The sequence below is a fragment of the Mycobacterium sp. 852013-51886_SCH5428379 genome, from assembly GCF_001665575.1.
Taxonomy (GTDB): domain Bacteria; phylum Actinomycetota; class Actinomycetes; order Mycobacteriales; family Mycobacteriaceae; genus Mycobacterium.
On record NZ_LZSU01000042.1, the window covers coordinates 79,964 to 96,029 of the forward strand.

15 protein-coding genes are annotated in these 16,066 nt (G+C 69.7%); 8 read left to right on the top strand and 7 right to left on the bottom strand.

Translation table 11 applies throughout. The features are described from left to right. Positions 1–5: 5 nt before the first annotated feature. A complete protein-coding gene (locus A5757_RS17750; RefSeq protein WP_066836476.1) occupies positions 6–1,640 on the bottom strand; it encodes a fatty acyl-AMP ligase in 1,635 nt (544 codons plus the stop codon). A gap of 165 nt (positions 1,641–1,805) precedes the next feature. Further along, positions 1,806–2,507: a DUF3060 domain-containing protein gene (locus tag A5757_RS17755; RefSeq protein WP_197497373.1), complete on the bottom strand. Its 702-nt coding sequence runs from the start codon at positions 2,505–2,507 to the stop codon at positions 1,806–1,808. A 149-nt stretch (positions 2,508–2,656) separates the two neighbouring features. On the opposite strand from A5757_RS17755, the gene A5757_RS17760 reads away from it, so the two are divergent. Genes A5757_RS17760 through A5757_RS17770 form a run of 3 tightly spaced genes read left to right on the top strand, consistent with a single transcriptional unit; the run spans position 2,657 to position 4,342 of the window. Further along, the gene (locus A5757_RS17760) at positions 2,657–2,881 is read left to right on the top strand and encodes a hypothetical protein (protein WP_066836480.1); all 225 of its coding nucleotides are present in this window, start codon (positions 2,657–2,659) and stop codon (positions 2,879–2,881) included. A gap of 33 nt (positions 2,882–2,914) precedes the next feature. Further along, complete coding sequence (locus tag A5757_RS17765; RefSeq protein WP_066836482.1) at positions 2,915–3,370, top strand: carboxymuconolactone decarboxylase family protein; 456 nt, start codon at positions 2,915–2,917, stop codon at positions 3,368–3,370. 9 nt (positions 3,371–3,379) lie between these two features. Continuing rightward, positions 3,380–4,342 carry an alpha/beta hydrolase gene (locus A5757_RS17770; protein WP_066836488.1) on the top strand — a complete coding sequence of 321 codons (963 nt, stop codon included), beginning with the start codon at positions 3,380–3,382 and terminating at the stop codon, positions 4,340–4,342. On the opposite strand, the gene A5757_RS17775 is transcribed toward A5757_RS17770, so the two are convergent. Continuing rightward, positions 4,339–5,541 carry an SfnB family sulfur acquisition oxidoreductase gene (locus tag A5757_RS17775; RefSeq protein WP_066836490.1) on the bottom strand — a complete coding sequence of 401 codons (1,203 nt, stop codon included), beginning with the start codon at positions 5,539–5,541 and terminating at the stop codon, positions 4,339–4,341. The genes A5757_RS17770 and A5757_RS17775 overlap by 4 nt on opposite strands. Further along, complete coding sequence (locus tag A5757_RS17780) at positions 5,538–6,707, bottom strand: LLM class flavin-dependent oxidoreductase (RefSeq protein ID WP_066836492.1); 1,170 nt, start codon at positions 6,705–6,707, stop codon at positions 5,538–5,540. The genes A5757_RS17775 and A5757_RS17780 overlap by 4 nt, the downstream gene beginning before the upstream one ends. A 182-nt stretch (positions 6,708–6,889) precedes the next feature. On the opposite strand from A5757_RS17780, the gene A5757_RS17785 reads away from it, so the two are divergent. The 5 genes from A5757_RS17785 to A5757_RS17805 are packed head-to-tail and all read left to right on the top strand — an operon-like array spanning position 6,890 to position 11,417. Continuing rightward, positions 6,890–8,116: a cytochrome P450 gene (locus A5757_RS17785; RefSeq protein WP_082929535.1), complete on the top strand. Its 1,227-nt coding sequence runs from the start codon at positions 6,890–6,892 to the stop codon at positions 8,114–8,116. Further along, positions 8,113–9,111 (top strand): phosphotriesterase, encoded by a 999-nt coding sequence (locus A5757_RS17790; protein WP_066836494.1) that lies wholly within the window; start codon positions 8,113–8,115, stop codon positions 9,109–9,111. Before A5757_RS17785 ends, A5757_RS17790 begins: the two co-directional genes overlap by 4 nt. Next, positions 9,108–9,905, top strand: a complete 798-nt coding sequence (locus A5757_RS17795; protein ID WP_197497374.1) for an HpcH/HpaI aldolase/citrate lyase family protein — start codon at positions 9,108–9,110, stop codon at positions 9,903–9,905. Before A5757_RS17790 ends, A5757_RS17795 begins: the two co-directional genes overlap by 4 nt. After that, positions 9,902–10,855, top strand: a complete 954-nt coding sequence (locus tag A5757_RS17800) for a C-terminal binding protein (RefSeq protein ID WP_066836497.1) — start codon at positions 9,902–9,904, stop codon at positions 10,853–10,855. The genes A5757_RS17795 and A5757_RS17800 overlap by 4 nt, the downstream gene beginning before the upstream one ends. A 10-nt stretch (positions 10,856–10,865) precedes the next feature. Further along, positions 10,866–11,417: a TetR/AcrR family transcriptional regulator gene (locus A5757_RS17805; RefSeq protein ID WP_066836499.1), complete on the top strand. Its 552-nt coding sequence runs from the start codon at positions 10,866–10,868 to the stop codon at positions 11,415–11,417. Here the strand turns inward: A5757_RS17805 and A5757_RS17810 are convergent. The 3 genes from A5757_RS17810 to A5757_RS17820 are packed head-to-tail and all read right to left on the bottom strand — an operon-like array spanning position 11,414 to position 16,064. Then, positions 11,414–13,792, bottom strand: a complete 2,379-nt coding sequence (locus A5757_RS17810; RefSeq protein ID WP_066836501.1) for a lysylphosphatidylglycerol synthase transmembrane domain-containing protein — start codon at positions 13,790–13,792, stop codon at positions 11,414–11,416. The genes A5757_RS17805 and A5757_RS17810 overlap by 4 nt on opposite strands. 2 nt (positions 13,793–13,794) lie before the next feature. After that, a complete protein-coding gene (locus A5757_RS17815) occupies positions 13,795–15,618 on the bottom strand; it encodes a sulfatase-like hydrolase/transferase (RefSeq protein WP_066836503.1) in 1,824 nt (607 codons plus the stop codon). Further along, on the bottom strand, positions 15,615–16,064 hold the full coding sequence (locus A5757_RS17820) for an SRPBCC family protein (protein WP_066836510.1): 450 nt from the start codon (positions 16,062–16,064) through the stop codon (positions 15,615–15,617). The genes A5757_RS17815 and A5757_RS17820 overlap by 4 nt, the downstream gene beginning before the upstream one ends. Between the last annotated feature and the right edge of the window lie 2 nt (positions 16,065–16,066).

The window sequence follows — 16,066 nt, forward strand, 5'->3', positions numbered from 1 at the left end:
GCGCGTCAGGTGACCAGCGCCAGCGCGTGTCCGCGCCGCAGCTTCCCGGACGGTGTCTTCGGGATCGTCCCCGGTTCGAGCACCACGACGCTGCGCGGACGAACGTCCACCTCGGTGAACACCTCGTGGGCGACCTGTCGCTCGATCCGTCGCACCTCGTCCCGGTCCTGGTAGCCGGTGGATTCGACGGCGACGGCGAAGGTCTCGCGCGATCGGCCCGCCTCCAACCGCACCGCGACCGCGCATCCCGGCCGGACGCCGTCGACCCGCGCGGCGGCCCGCTCGATGTCGGTCGGGTAGATGTTGCGACCGGCCATGATGATGACGTCCTTGAGCCGCCCACACACCACCACGTCACCGCTTTCAGTGAGGTAGCCCAGATCGCCGGTGTCGTACCAGCCCTGCTCGTCCTGCGCGGGCAGGAATCCGGCTACCGTCATGTACCCCGGAGTCACCGGGGCGCCGCGAACCTCCAGCACGCCGACGCCGCGCGGCGGCAACAGGGCGCCGTCCTCGTCGACGACCCGCAACTCCAGACCCTCGAGCGGCTTCCCCAGCGTGACCAGGCGGCGGGTGCGTCCCCGCGTCGCCGGCACGGCGCGGTGCAGCACCGAGAGCAGGCCGGCGTCGACCTCGTCGACGACCATGCCGCCGCCGCACTTCGAGAACGACACCGCAACCGTGGTCTCGGCCATGCCATAGGCGGGGATGAGCGCCTGCGGCCGCAGACCGAATCGTTTGCCGGCGCTGCAGAGATCCTCGACGTCAACCGGGTCGACCTGTTCGGCGCCCGACAGCGCCCACCGCAGCGAGGACAAATCGAACTGACCGGGGGTGGCCTGTCGGCGCAGTCGCTTCGCCAGCAGGGTATAGGCGAAATTCGGCGCGGCCGTCATCGTGCCCTGGTACTTGTCGATCAGCTTGGGCCACAACAAGATATCGCTGAGGAAGTCCATCGGTGTGATCTTCACCAGCTCGGCGCCGTAGTACATCGGCACCGTGAGGTAGCCCGTCATTCCCATGTCGTGGAAGCACGGCAGCCAGCTGACGATCACGTCGGTGTCGAGGTCGAAGTCGCAGCCTACGGTCATCGCCTCGGCGTTGGCGACGATGTTGGCGTGGGTGATCTGCACGGCCTTCGGCGAACCGGTGGAGCCGGACGTCAGCTGCATGAGCGCGACGTCATCGTCATCGGTGTCCACGGGGTCGGCCGGTTCGGCGGTCAGGAGCTCCTCGACGGTCAGCACCGGCACGCCGAGCCCCTCGAGCACCGGTACCGCGGCCAGGAACGGTTCGGAGACAACGACCGCCTTCGCCGAGATCATCGAGATGACGGCGGTGGTCTCTTCGGCCCAGCGCACGAGGTCGGTGCGCGGAGTGGGCTGGTGCAGCATCGTCAGGCTCGCGCCACGCATCCAGATGCCTTGTGCGGTCGGGGCGATCTCCACCGGCGCACCGGCGAGGACGGCGACGGCGTCGCCGTGCCCAACCCCGGCAGCTTGGAGGCCGCCGGCGACCCTGCTGCCGCGGTGATGGACTTCGGCCCAGGTGTGCCGGACAGGGTTGTGCGGTTCGCCGGTGGTCATGCCTTTGAGGCTCCACCGGGCATTGCCGTACATGGTTTCGGTAAATCTGCTCAACGTTCAGCCAGTTCCTCGAGCGCCGTTTGTCACGTCGGCTCGCGTCGAGGCTGGGGGCCCGGCCGGCGGGGAGGCTCTATGCACTCGCCGCCGTGACGTCTCCGATTGGCTGTTTCTGTCAACCGTCTAAAAGACTACGCGCCCTGCGGGCGCGGTCACCCGGCCTCAGCCCCGTTCGACGACGTTGTCGCCGGAGGCGTTGATCTCCGGATCGCCGGTCTTGAAGAACACCCGGTTGTCGAAACCGGAGGCGCTGATCGCGGCGGAGTCCTCGACGGTCACCGTGTTCTCGACGCCGGACACCGTCACGCTGGCGCAGTGTCCGGTGATCGTCACCTGGTTGGAGACGCCGCTGACGCTGATGATGCTGTCGTGGCAGACGATGCGCTTGTCGTTCCTGACGCCGGACACGCTGTAGGTCCCGTTCACCGGCGCCTGCACCACGCCGCCGGTCCCGGACCCCGGGAAGTCGGGAACGTCAGGAAAGACGACGACGGGTGGGCCGCCGGTCGGGAGCACCTCGGGCGGAAGGTCGATCGGTCCGCCGCCGCCGACCACCGGTCGGCCCGCGGTGGTCGCGGAATCGCGGGGTCCATTGGCGAAGTAGATCGCCACTCCCGCGCCGACGACCAGCAAGGTGAGCACCACGATCACCAGGACGACGACGCTGGTGTGCGAACTCTTAGGCGCCGGGTACGCCACCGGATAGGACGTGTCGTAGGCCGGCGGGGGCAGCGGTGGAGGTGGCGACGGATAGGTACCGCCGACCGAATACGGCTGCGTTCCGAGCTCAGACGTACGGGCCCTGTCGGCAAGCGGGCGTTCCAGGTCGCGGATACGCGCCTCCGGATCGTCCTGCGGGTTCATGGACAGATGGTGCCACACGCATCGTCGCTGCTCAACGGGTTTCGAAGTCCCGATAACGCAAACTGACAACGGCTGTTTCCACGTTGATCTTGTGATCCGCCTCACGATCGGTTTAGATTGTGGCGTCGACCACACGAAAGGGCCTCAACATGGACGCGGTCAACGACGGTTCGCTTGCTCCGGTTTCCGCCGCGCCTGTCGCCGCGCGCCGCGCCAAGCCTGCGGATCACCACACGATCCAGTCGGTACTGCTCACCACGATCTTCTTCCTGGGCATCGTCGGCGTGGTCGGTGCGATGGTGCTCGGCCAATCCACGATCGCCTTCATAATCGGGCTCGTGGCGTCGGCGATCATCGTCGGCACTGTTTGCTGACGCCCTGACAGCACTGCCGCATACCATCGCTCGATGGATACGCGGCACGTGCACATCGACAAGCAGTCGCCCAAGGCCTACAAGGCGTTGGTCGGCGTCTCCACCACGGTCACCGCGCTCGCCGAGGAGACCGGGCTGTCGCGCAGCCTGGTCGAACTGGTGAACGTGCGGGTCTCCCAACTCAACGGCTGCGCGTCCTGCCTCGATGTTCACCACCGCCGCGCCGATGAGGCCGGCGTGACCGCCAAACAGCTCGCCACCATCTCGGTCTGGCGGGACACCGAGCTCTTCGATGAGCGGGAGCAGGCCGCGCTGCGCTTGGCTGAGATCACCACCACGCTGCCCGACCACGACACCGCCGAACGCGAGTACGCGCGCGCCCGCGACGTTCTGGACGAGGACGAGCTCTCCGCAGTCATCTGGGTGGCCGCGACCATCAACGCGTTCAACCGCGTCTCGATTCTCAGCCGGCACACCGTCCGTCCGTAGGCTGGGCGCATGGCTCTGAGCATCGATCCCGAAATCGCCACGGTGCTAGGCGCATTGGTCGGCCCGGACCCCGCGCCGTCGCCCGCGCCCGGTGACGTGGCCACGCGCCGCACGAACTCGACGGTGTTGTTTCGAACGATGGCCGCGGCCCGTTCCGCCGTCGACGGGGTGGCCGTCGACGACTACACGCTGACCACCGACGACGGTGCCGAGTTGCCGTTGCGGTGGTACCGGCCCACCGGGACGGCAATGCCTGGGAGCGCGTGGCTGTACGTGCACGGCGGCGGCATGATCCTCGGCATGGAGCACGTAGGTGTCCTCTACGACGTCGTCGTGCGGGAGTACGTCGCGGCGTCCGGTGTGCCCGCGTTGACCGTCGACTACCGGGTCGCACCCGAGCACCCGGATCCGACGCCGGTCGAGGACTGCTACGCCGCCCTGAAATGGCTTGCTGAGCAGGCCGGCACCCTGGGCGTCGATCCGGACCGGATCGCGGTGGGTGGCGACAGCGCCGGTGGCGGCCTGACGGCCGGCGTCGCGCTGCTGGCCCGCGACCGCGGCGGACCGTCGATTGCGTTGCAGCTGTTGATCTATCCGATGCTCGACGACCGCACCACCCACCCGGATCCGCAGCTGCCGCCGGAGCTGCTGTTCTGGAACTACGACGACAACATCACCGGATGGTCGGCGCTGCTCGGCGATCGCGCGGGCGGACCGGACGTCTCGCCCTACGCCGCCCCGGCGCGGATGGCCGACCTGACCGGACTGCCACCGACCTACATCGACACCGGCGATCTGGACATCTTTCGAGATGAGGACGTCGAGTTCGCCCGCCGCCTCGCCGCCGCCGGTGTGCCGACCGAGCTGCACGTGCACCCCGGCTGCCCACACGGATTCGAGACCGTCGCCCCTGACGCCGCCGTGTCGATACGGACGATCGCCGACCGGATCCGCCGGCTGCGCAGCTTCTAGATCTGACCGTGTCGTGGGGGCGGTGTGCCCGCCAGCGTGTGGCGGCCGATGTGCTGCAGCTTCCACCGCGTCGGGTCGTGCAGGGTGTGGGTGCGGGCGTCGCGCCAATAGCGGGACAGGTTGCCCGACGCGGAAGCGCTTCGCGTACCGCCGAATTCGAACAGGGTGTTGGCCGCCTCCAGCGCCGCTCGCACCGCCGCCACCTTTGCGACGGCGACCGCCACCGACGCGGCGGCCGTGGACTCATCGGTCGGATCGGCGGTGGCGGCGTCGACCACGCGGCCGGCCTCGACCAGGAGCGCCTGTGCGGCCCGGACGGTGACGGTCAGTTCGCCTGCCGCCTGGATCAGCGTCGGGTCGTCGGCGGCCCGCTCCACCGAGGCCTCGAAATGCGGCCGGGCCTTCTCGAGTTGCCGCACCCCGGCGGCCAGCGCGCCCGTAGCGATTCCGACGTCGATTGCGCTGTGCAGCAATTGGGCTCGCGCACCGTAGGTGGTGGCCGTGGCGAAGATCGGCGAGAACGGCACGACGTGTTCGGTGGGCACCGCGACGTCATCGAGGGTGACGGTTCCGGATGCGGTGGTGCGCTGACCCATACCGTCCCAGTCGTCGACGACGTCGACACCGGCCGCGTCGCGCGGGACGAACGCCAGCACCTTCGGTGTCGATGCGGTCGGAATATCGCCCGATCCGTCCGCCAGTGACGCCCGCACCACCAGCCAGTCCGCGAACAGCGCTCCCGTGGAGTAGAACTTGCGGCCCGACAGCACGTAGTCACCGTTGCGTTGCGCGGTCAGTGTCGTGGTGTCGACGTTGATCGGATGCGGGCCCCGCTCGGACTGCGCGTTGGCCAACAGCGCGCCGTCGAGCACCTGCCGGAAGAAGTACGCTTGCTGGCTCTCGGTGCCCTGCAGCCGCAGAGCCTCCAGGAACACGAAGTGCGAGTGGGGGATCTGGCCCAGCGACGGATCTGCGTGGGAGATCAGCCGGAACACCTCGGCCACCACCGACCCCGGCGCCTCGATACCGCTGAACCGTGCAGGCACCGTGATCGACAGCAGGCCGGACGCCTTGAGCGCCTTGACCTCATCGTGCGGGAGTCGGCGCTGCGCGTCGCGCTCCGACGCCTCGGCCTCGACGTCGTCGGCGAGCTTCGCCGCGACGGCCAGAGCCTCGTCCGCTGAGCTGAGGCCGGTCACCGCGGGGCACCGAGGAACGGAATCGCCGCGGGCGCCGTCGTCGGTCCCTCCGTGGTGAACAGTCCGCGCTCGCGCAGGATCGGGACCACGCCCTCGCCGAACCAATACAGCTCCTCCAGATGCGGATACCCCGAGAAGATGAACTCGTCGATCCCGATCTCGGCATACTCGGCGATCCGATCGGCAACCTCTTCATGGCTGCCCACCAGTGCGGTGCCTGCGCCGCCGCGGACCAGGCCGACACCCGCCCACAGGTTCGGGGCGACCTCGAGCGTGCGGGCATCACGCCATCTGCCGTCGCGGCGGTGCTCCTCGTGCAGGGCCAGCATCCGCTTCTGACCCTCGGAGTCGCTGCGGTGCAGCCCGTTCTGGGCGGCGCGGACGGTCTCCTCGTCCAGCGCGTCGATCAGGCGGTCTGCCTGTGCCCACGCCTCGTCGGCGGTGTCGCGGGAGATGGTGTGCAAACGGATGCCGAAGCGCACGGGACGGCCCTCGTCGGCGGCCAGCTTGCGGATCCACTCGATCTTGTCGCGCACCGCGGCCGGCGGTTCACCCCAGGTCAGGTAGACGTCGGCGTGTTTGGCCGCCACCGGGCCCGCCGCTGCGGAACTTCCACCGAAGTACAAGGGCGGCACCGGATTCGGCAGCGTCGGGATCGTCGCGCCCTCGACCCGGATGTGTTCGCCGTCGACCGTGACGGTTTCCCCGGCCCACAACCGGCGGACCACGCCGAGGAATTCGTCGCAGCGCTGGTAGCGACCGTCCTTGTCCAGATGGTCGCCGAACGCGCGCTGTTCGTGGGCCTCGCCGCCGACGACGACGTTGAGCAGCAAGCGTCCCGGGGCGTGGCGCGCGAAGGTGGCCGCCATCTGTGCCGACAGCGTCGGGCTGACCAGTCCGGGCCGGAAGGCGACGAGGAACGCCAGCGACGTCGTCTCGCGGGCCAGCAGCGCGGCGGTGATGAACGCGTCCTCGCACCAGGCGCCCGTCGGGATCAGCGCACCTGTGAACCCGAACGACTCCGCGGCGCGCACGATGGAACCGAGGTAATCGATCGACGCGTCGCGGTCGCCGTGCGCGGCGCCGGCGGGCATGCCGTGTCCGCCGCCGACGATCGACCGGCTGTCACCGTAGGTGGGCAGGAACCAGTGCAGTCGAACGGTCACCGAGAAATCATTGCCGCTGGACCGGTCGGCGTCACCGGTTTGACTCAGCGGGAGTCGAAGGCGCGCTCCGGCGCCGAGTGTGAACCGGTTGCGAGAAACGGCGGCGAAAGTCGCAGTGTGTTCACAGTCGGGGTTGACCCCGCCCGTCGTCGTCCGACAGACTCACTGAACACGTTCAGTGAATGGAGGCGGGCCCGTCGATGCAGTACGACCCGTTCTCGCCGAAGTGCCTCGCCGACCCGTACCCGTACTACGCCTGGCTGCGCGACGAACACCCGCTGTACTACGTCGAGGCCTACGACATGTGGGTGGTCTCGCGGTTCCAGGACGTCTACGACATGCTCGGCAACCCCGAGCTGCCGTTCGAGGCCCGCGAGGGCACCGTCCCCACCCGCGCCGAGATGCTCGCGCGCAACGACGGGCCCGTGCCGCCGCTGCCGCTGGAACCCGTCGCCGGTTTCACCCGGATGGACCAGCCCTACCAGGGCAGGCTCCGCGGATTCATCAACCAGCCGTTCCGGCCCCGCCCGGTCGCGCGCCTGGAGGACTGGTTCCGCGACATGGTGCGCGCGGACCTGCCCGGCGTGCTGGCCCAGGGGGAGGTCAATCTGCCGACGGTGTTCGGCCTGTGGACCGCGCGCACCATGTGCCATCTCGCCGGACTGCCGCTCGAGATGGCCGCGGACCTGCGCGACGCCATCAACGAATCCTCCGCGGCGATCGGCAACGCGGACCTCGGACTGGATCCCCTCGACGGTCTGAAGCGGATCAGCCGGGCCGCGCATCTGGCCGTGGCGCGTCGGCGTGACGCCGGCGTGGACGGGACGCGCCCCTTCGTCGACGGCGCCCTCAACGCGGCCTTCGAAGGCCGGTCGCTGTCCGGCCGGGAGGTGGCCGCCCAGCTGGTGGTCCCGCTGATCGGCGGCGTCGAGACCGTACCCAAGGTGACCTCGCACGGGCTGTGGGAACTGACCAAGAACCCGGACCAACTGGCCGCGGTCCGCGCCGACCTCGCCAGGAACACTGCCATCGCCTACGACGAGATGGCGCGCTATTGCGGCCCCGCGCAATGGTTCTCACGCACCGTCACCGCACCCGTCGACGTCCTCGGCCGACACCTGACGCCCGGCCAGCGCATCATCTTCCTCATCCAGTCCGCGCAACGCGATCCCCGCGAGTTCCCCGAACCCGACACTTTCCGCTGGGACCGGCCGATGAAGCGGACGCTGGCCTTCGGCCACGGTGGGCACTTCTGCATGGGCATGCACCTGGCCAAGATGGAAGGCCGCGTTCTGCTGCAGGAATTCCTCTCCGCCGTTGACGAATTCGAATTCGACGAGGACGCCGCTGAGCGCAGCGCCTCCAGCTTCCAGACGGGATGGGACACGTTGCCCGTACGCATCCGATGACCACCGGCGCCACCGCGACCGTCCGCGGCACCCGAGCCCCCGAAGCCCTCGGGCGCACGTTGATGCACGAGCACGTGTTCGCGGTGTCCGCGGCGTTGGCCAACGACCGCCCGGAGCTGGCATTCCCGCACGGGAGGGCGGCGGCGATCGACGCGACCGTCGCCCGCTTGCAGGAGGTCAAGGACGCCGGCATCGACACCATCGTCGACGTCACCGTCTTCGGCCACGACCGAGACATCCCCGCCCTCGTCGAGATCAACGAGCGCGTCGACCTCAACATCGTCGTCGCCACCGGGTTCTACACCGAGGACCTGCCGTCCAAGACGTTCGAGATCCGCCAGGCACTCGCCCGTCAGCGCGGCCGCAACTTCTATGTCGACGTCTTCGTCGCCGACATCGTCGACGGGATCGGCACCACCGGCGTGCACGCCGGAATCATCAAGTGCGTGACCGGACCCGAGGGTCTGACCCGCGGATCCAAGGGGCTGCTGCGGGCCGCGGCGATCGCCGCCCGCGAGACCGGGGTGCCGATCACCACGCACTCCGATCCGCACATCCGCGGCGGGCTGGAACAGCTCGACCTGTTCGCCGCCGAAGGCGTCGACCTCATCCGCGTCGTGATCGGCCACAGCGGCGACACCACCGACACCGATTACCTCAAGGCCGTCATGGACACCGGGGCGACAATCGCCTCCGACCGTTTCGGCTACGACCTCCCGGGCACCCCGGCGACGCCGGAGCGGGTCGCCGTGATCGCCGACCTGTGCGCCCAGGGTTACGCCGACCGGATCGTGGTGTCCCACGACGCGATGCTGCACACCGACTGGCTCGACGCCGACTACACGGCGATGTTCCCACGGTGGACACCCACCTATATCCCCACCGAGGTGGTGCCCGCGCTGCGCGACGCGGGCGTCTCCGAGGCCGACCTGCAGCAGATCCTCGTCCACAACCCGGCCCGCCTACTGGCGGCCGTCGCCGAAGGAGCATCGTGAGCGACCCTGTGACACCGCCGAAATCGCCTGTGCGACGGGCGCTCACCGAACATGCCGTCACCACCGGTCCGTGGATCACACTCACCGATCCGCACGCCGTCGAGGCGCTGGCCAAACTCGATCTCGATCACCTGGTCATCGACTGTCAGCATGGGTCGGCCGATCTGGGGTCGGTGCTGCCACTACTGCGGGCCGCCGCTTTGCACGACATGCCGGTGCTGATCCGGGTTCCGGCCAACGAGCCCTGGCAGCTGATGCGGGCGCTCGACCTCGGTGCTGCCGGGGTGATCGTGCCGATGGTCAACTCCGCCGCCGAGGCCGCCGCGGCCGCGTCGGCGATGCGGTATCCGCCGCACGGCGAACGTTCATACGGCCCGGTGCGGCCCTCACCGGGCGACGGGTTCACCGCCGACGACGGGCCCGTACTGCTGGTGATGATCGAGACGGCCCGCGGGTTGGCCGACGTCGACGCGATCGCCGCCACCCCCGGCGTCGACGGGCTGTTCGTCGGGCCGATCGACCTGGCGCTGGGTATCGGCGTCGTCCGGGATGGCAAGGTGCTCAAGGGGATCGGCGCCGACGAGACCATGGCGGCGGTCGAGACGATCGCCGCGGCGGCGCGCGCGCACGGCAAGGTGCTGGCCGGCGCCGTCTTCACCCCCGAGCACGCCCGCGCGATGACGCGAGCCGGGGTGCGGTTGCAGGTCTACGGCTCCGACCGGCAGTGGATGACCGCGGGCGCCAAGGCGGCCCGCGCGCTCACCGACGAACTCAGCGCGGAGGTCACCTCGTGAAGGCGGTCATCACCAACCCCACGATGAACCCGCCGGACGCGGTCACCGCGCCGCTGCGCGAGATCGCCGAGATCGTCACCGTGCCCGACGGTTCGACCGAGGCGCTGCTCGACGCGGCCCGCGACGCCGACGCCCTGATCGTCGCCGTCGAACCGATCCGGGCGTCGCTGATCGCCGAGCTCACCCGCTGCCGGCTGATCCACCGCTGCGGCATCGGCACCGACGTCGTGGACATCGAGGCCGCCACCGCCAAGGGCATCCAGGTCACCAACGTCCCGGATTCGAACATCCACGAGGTCGCCGCCCATGCGATGGCCATGATCCTCGCCCTCACCCGGCGGTTGGTCGCGTGGGACGCCAACGTGCGGGCCCGCAGGTTCGGCGACGGTCGGCTCGGAATGTCGTTGCACCGCCCGGATGTTCAGACCGTGGGCCTGATCGGACTGGGGAGGATCGGCCGCCGGGTCGCGGTCGCCGCGCAGGCCGTCGGGTTCACGGTCATCGCCCACGATCCGGCGGTCTCGGCCGAGGACGCCGCCGCCCTGAACGTGACGTTGACCGACGTCGAGGACGTCGTCGCTTCCGCCGACGTGCTGTCCCTGCACGTTCCGCTGACCGACGCCACGCGTCATCTGCTCGACGCCGCGGCGCTGTCTCGGATGAAGCGCGGCGCGTACGTCGTCAACGTGTCACGCGGCGGGCTCATCGACGAGACCGCGCTGGCCGAGGCCGTCGCCTCGAAGCAGCTCGGCGGCGCCGGGCTCGACACATTCGAGATCGAACCGCTGCCCACCGACAGCCCGCTGCTGGGCGTGGACGGCATCCTGCTGTCCCCGCACGCCGCGCACTGGAGCCGGGAGTCGTTGGGGGAGACGATGGTGAAGAGCTTCGCCGAGGTGGCCCGTGTGCTGCGGGGTGAGGCGCCGCACAACCCGGTCAACCGGATCTAGGCAGCGGGCGGTGGGGGCGCGCGAGGACGAGAGCCGGCGCCGTCGGGACGCGGTCTTTCGCGCGACGTGGGAACTGGTGCAGACGCAGGGCTTTTCGGCGGTCACGCTGCGGCAGGTCGCCGAGCGCGCGGGCGTCGCGCTCGGCACGATCTTCCTCTACGCCGCCAACAAGGACGAACTGCTGCTGCAGGTGTTCGGGGAACGGCTGGCCGCCCGGTGGGGCGCGTTCCTGGAGGGTTCGCAGGGCGAGCCTGCGCTGCAGCGCGTCGAGGCGTTCTACGACGACTGCCTGACGATGTTCTTCGCCGACGTCGACAACGTCGGCGCCTATTACACTCTGCTGCTTCGCCATCCGACGACCAAGTTCCCCGAGGTGGTGGAGCTGCGGGCACGGCTGCGGACGATACTGCGGGAGACCGCCGACCCGGTGGCCCTGGAACTGGCCTACTACGGCGTCTTCGCGATGGCCGTCCTCGAACACGTCCACGTCGGGAACGAAACCCGCACGCGGGCCACGATGCACCGGTCGATGGCGATCCTGCATCGTGGAGCGGCCGGCTAGATCATCTCTTTCTTGGTCATCCAGCCCAGCAGTCGCCAGCCGATCAGCACAGGCAGCCAGCAGGTCAGCACCCGGTAGAGCAGCACACCGGGCACTGCGATCGCGGCCGGGACCCCGAACGCCGCGAGGCCGCCGATCAGCGCAGCTTCCACCGCTCCGACACCACCGGGGGTGGGCGCCGCCGAGGCCAGTGATCCGCCGACCATCGTGACCACCGTGATCGACACGAAGGACGGATCGCCGCCGAACGCCTCGACACTGGCCCACAACGCCAGCGCCGACCCGAGAGTGGTGATCGCACAACCCAATACGACCAGCGCCAGCCGCTGGGGCTGACGAGCCAGCGTGGCCAGGTCGGAGAACACCTCCATCAGCCGGGGCCGCACGGTCGTGGTCAGCCAGCGCCGCAGCCGGGGGATGAGCAGGGCGATGCCGAGGACGCCGAGCAGCGCGCCGACGATCAGGTACACCACGGTCGTCGACGGGATGAACCGCGACAGATCCGCACGGGCGCCGGCGATCGTGCTGAACCCGATGAGCAGCACGATGTGGGTGACCACCTGCACCGACTGCTGCAGCGCCACCGCCGTCGTCGCGCGCACGGCGCCCAGCCCGCCCTTCTGCAGGAACCGGGTGCTCAGCGCCAGCCCGCCCACTCCGGCCGGGGTGGTGGTGGCCGCGAACGTGTTCGCGACCTGCATCAGCGCCAGATGCCCGAACTTCACCATCCCGTCGGCGCACGCCCACAGCGCGGTGGCCGCGCCGAGGTACTTCAGCACCGAGACTGCGAGTCCGACGATCGCCCACCACCAGATCACGTTGCGCAGTTCCGCGGAGAACGTCGGGACGGAGCTCAGGAACGGATAGGCCACGTAGACCAGTGCGCCGAGCAGCACGATCTGGATGATCTGGTTGCGGGTGAACCGCGTGATGTTCTCGGCGCGGATCTGTTCGGCGCCGGTCTTGCGCATCACGGCGTCGCGGGCGGCGGCTATGACGTCGTCCGCTCCCGGGACGGCCTCTCGAACCCGGGACGGCACAGCGTGTTTGGTGAGCCGCCGCGACGCGATCAGGACGGTCTCACCACCGAACGCGCCGATCGCGGCGGTGACCGCGTCGTCGGCACCGTAGGACGCGGCGGTGATGACCAGCAACTGGGCGATGTCGGACTGCAACTGCACATCGGTCGCACCGTATTCGGAGCTGCCGAAGCCGCCGAAGAGCACCGACCCGTCGTCGACGGTGACCTCCGACGGCCGTAGATCTCCGTGGGAGATGGTGTTGTCGTGCAACACCCTCAGCCCCTCCCAGACCCGCTCCAGCGGGGTGTGGTCGGCGCACTGGTCGATCGGCTGACCGCGCACCGGGGTCTGCGCGTGCAGCGCCCAGCCGCGGTCGAGGGTGGCCACCGCGACCGTCGAGGTATTCGCCAGGCCGAGGTCGCCGACGGCGATCATCATCAGGGCGCGGTGCTCGACGGCGCGGCGCATCGACGCCTGCAGCGGTGCGGTCTCGCCGGGACGCAACCGCACCTTGTGCCAGATCTGGCGCATCGCACCGCCGCTGCGCTGGTTCGGCCCGTACATGTGGACCGTCGCGACGGCGTCGGGGTCGGCGGTGGTCGCCCGCAGTACCAGCGGCCCGCGACCGGCCGGACGCAGGACCGCCAGCGCGGTCACCGCGAAACCGCGGCGGTACAGCGCGCGCACCGCCTCCTCGAGGGGCACCTCCAGTGCCGGGGTGCCGACGATCAGCACGACCAGCGCCCCGACGAACCAGCCGACCGCCAGGCCGAGCACCGAGCGGGCGGGCAGAACGGCGCTGACCACCAGGTGAATCGGCACGAACGCCAGCAGCAGCGCCCACCACCACCGGCGTCGCCGCGCCGACACCCATGGCCCCGACACAGTCAGTACCGCCGCGAGCATCGCGATCCAGCGGGGATCGTCGAGGAACTGCGACAACTGGGTGTCCAGCCGCGAACCGGACAGGTCCAGCCGCCACTGCGGCGTCGAGATCCCGTTGCCGGTGATGGACAGCGCCAGCACGGCGATCAGGCCCGCGGCGGCGAACGCGGCCAGCGGCTGCCAGCGCCGCTCGAAGATCAGCCCCACCAGAATTACAAAGGGCAGCACCAGGATCGCCACACCGTAGGCGAGGTACACCAGGTTCGACTGTGTGGGCGTCAGCACCGCCACGATCTCCGACACCGATCGCTCGAGGGAGTCCCATTCGTAGCGCGTGATCAGCGAACTGGTGATCACGACGGCGAGGAACAGCGCCGACAGGATCAGCCGCAGGATGTCGTTGGTGCGGCGACCCAGCGGCTGGATGAGACTGCCGGTGACGGCGACCTCGCGCCCATCGACTCGCATGGTCAGCCCGGGCCGTCGACCCCTAGGCGTTTGAGCGCCCGACGGACCAGCCCGACCCGCTGCGGGCGGGCCGGTGGACGTCGCTCGGCGTACGGCCAGGGCTGGTTGCGCTCCGGAATCGACTCGGCGCGCACATGTTTGAGCTGGGTGCGCAAGTACGCGCGCAGCTCGTGCAGATCCGGGTCGGTCCAGCGGTTGACGGCCTCGATCGGATCGGCGGTCAGATCGTAGAGCTCCCACTGGTCGTCGAGCGGGCTGCGCCGATAGGTGTCGCCGCCGATGCCGGTCGACGCCAGATGGCGGACACCGGGTTCGGTCCACGTCGCCGGATCGTCGAACGTGCGCACCAGCTTCCACAGATGGCCCGCGCCGCCGGGTGCGGCCGACTCGTCGACCCGCAGCACGAGGCCTTCGAAGTTCGACGCCACGTGGGCGGGCACCCGGATCTTCAGCGGCGCAGGTGGATTGTCGGTGCGCTTGAACTGCCGGGCGATCGCCGAGGCACCGGTGTCGCCGTCGAGCACGCTGTCGCGGGTCATCAGGTAGATCGGCCGGTCCTCGTCCGCGGGCGCACCGTCGACCACGGGCATCAGATCGCGGCCCGGCAGCGGATGCACCTCGGTGAACGATGCGGTCAGCGTCGCCGCCGCGGCGTCGACGTCGACCCCCGCCGCGCCGAGCAGCGTCGGCACCAGATCCACGTGCGACGTCGGCGCATCGACAGTGCGCGGTGGCGTCGCCCCCTCGCCGATCCGGGCGATGACGAACGGCACCCGGGTGGCCTCGTCGTAGAGGTTGTACCACTTCTGGTGCAGCCCGCCGTGGGCGCCGAGCAGCTCGCCGTGATCGGACGTGCGGACCAGCACGGCGTTCTCGGAGCCGCCGTCGGTGACCGCGCGGCGCACCCGGTCCAGCGGCACGTCGACCTCGGCGTGCAGCCGGTAGTAGAGGTCGCGGTACTGCTGGGCCTTGCGCTGATAGGTGCGGCCGACCGCGGGCGCCGGACCGTACCCCGTGTAGTACGCCTCCCGGTAGGCGATCTGCGCGGCCGGTTTGTCCCGCAGGTCCTCGTCGGCCGTGGGTGCGGCCGGGATGTGCGGCGGGTCGAGCGGCGACGGCGCGATGGGGCTGCGACGTGACCAGCCCGGGAACAGCACGATGTCGTGCGGGTTGACGAAGCTGGCGACCAGTAGGAACGGCTTCAGCGCCGCCTCGTCACCGGCGCGGCGGCGCGCGTAGCGGTCCTCCAGCCACGCGACGATGCGGTCGGCGAACAGCTGATCGCGGCGGATACCGCTGTTGGCCATGCTCGCGCCGTGCGGTTCGGGTCCGACCCATCCGGAGAACCCGTACGGCCCGAGTGGATCCGCGTCGAGATACTTCTGCACGGCAGCGTGGTCGACGACGCCGTCGTCATCGTTGGTGGCCAACGGGGCGCCGGTGGCCGGATCCTCGAGGTCGGCGTGGGAGATGTGCCACTTGCCGTCGTAGTGGGTGTCGTAGCCGGCGGCGCGGAACCAGTTGCCCAGCGTCGGCACCTCACCGGCGCGTAGCCAGCGCAGCCGGGAGTCGTCGTAGCGTTTGCCGAGGCCGTCTGTCTGGGTGACGCCGTGCAGGTCCGGGTACTGGCCGGTGAAGATCGTCGGCCGGCTCGGTACGCACGCCAGCGATCCGGTGTAGTGCCGCGTGAAGTTCACCCCGTGCTGGTCGAACCAGTTGCGGCCCGGCAGCGCGCGGTCGCGCCAGGCCAGCACCTCGGGCGACTCGTACGGCGGAATCGCGCGTTCCTCGTCGGTCATGATGATGACGATGTCGGGCTGGGTCATGCGGGTGCCTCCAGTTTCGTGGCCAGGCCGGCGAGCATCGAGTCCGACGATCGGCCCATGCCCCGGGCGATCACCCGGGCGATCACCCCGCGCAACCGTCCCGGTCCGAGATCGATGGTGCTGGTGAGGGTGATCTGGGTGGCGCCCTGGAGGACCTCGTCGAGGGTCCACCGGTTGGCGGCGTGGCGCACGGGGCCGGGCAGTCCGGCGATGTCGTAGGCCAGGGTGCGCAGGGGTTCGGCTTCGGTGACCCGTTCGACCAGGACCAACCGCCCGATCTGGACGCGGCGGGTGGTGCCGGTCAGACCGTCCTCAGCGGCGTTGAGAATGCAGGAGTGGTCGACGTCGTCGACCCACTCGGCGACCGCTCCGTAATCGGCGAGAAGATCCCACACCGCCTGCGGGGCGGCGCGGACGGTCCGATGGCGACTGATTTCGGCGACCACAG

Excerpts from the sequence above, each read along its gene's own strand:
- A5757_RS17810 (WP_066836501.1), bottom strand. The coding sequence starts at position 13,792 with ATGCGAGTCGATGGGCGCGAGGTCGCCGTCACCGGCAGTCTCATCCAG.
- A5757_RS17790 (WP_066836494.1), top strand. The coding sequence starts at position 8,113 with ATGACCACCGGCGCCACCGCGACCGTCCGCGGCACCCGAGCCCCCGAA.
- A5757_RS17770 (WP_066836488.1), top strand. The coding sequence starts at position 3,380 with ATGGCTCTGAGCATCGATCCCGAAATCGCCACGGTGCTAGGCGCATTG.
- A5757_RS17755 (WP_197497373.1), bottom strand. The coding sequence starts at position 2,507 with ATGAACCCGCAGGACGATCCGGAGGCGCGTATCCGCGACCTGGAACGC.
- A5757_RS17760 (WP_066836480.1), top strand. The coding sequence starts at position 2,657 with ATGGACGCGGTCAACGACGGTTCGCTTGCTCCGGTTTCCGCCGCGCCT.
- A5757_RS17815 (WP_066836503.1), bottom strand. The coding sequence starts at position 15,618 with ATGACCCAGCCCGACATCGTCATCATCATGACCGACGAGGAACGCGCG.
- A5757_RS17785 (WP_082929535.1), top strand. The coding sequence starts at position 6,890 with ATGGAGGCGGGCCCGTCGATGCAGTACGACCCGTTCTCGCCGAAGTGC.
- A5757_RS17765 (WP_066836482.1), top strand. The coding sequence starts at position 2,915 with ATGGATACGCGGCACGTGCACATCGACAAGCAGTCGCCCAAGGCCTAC.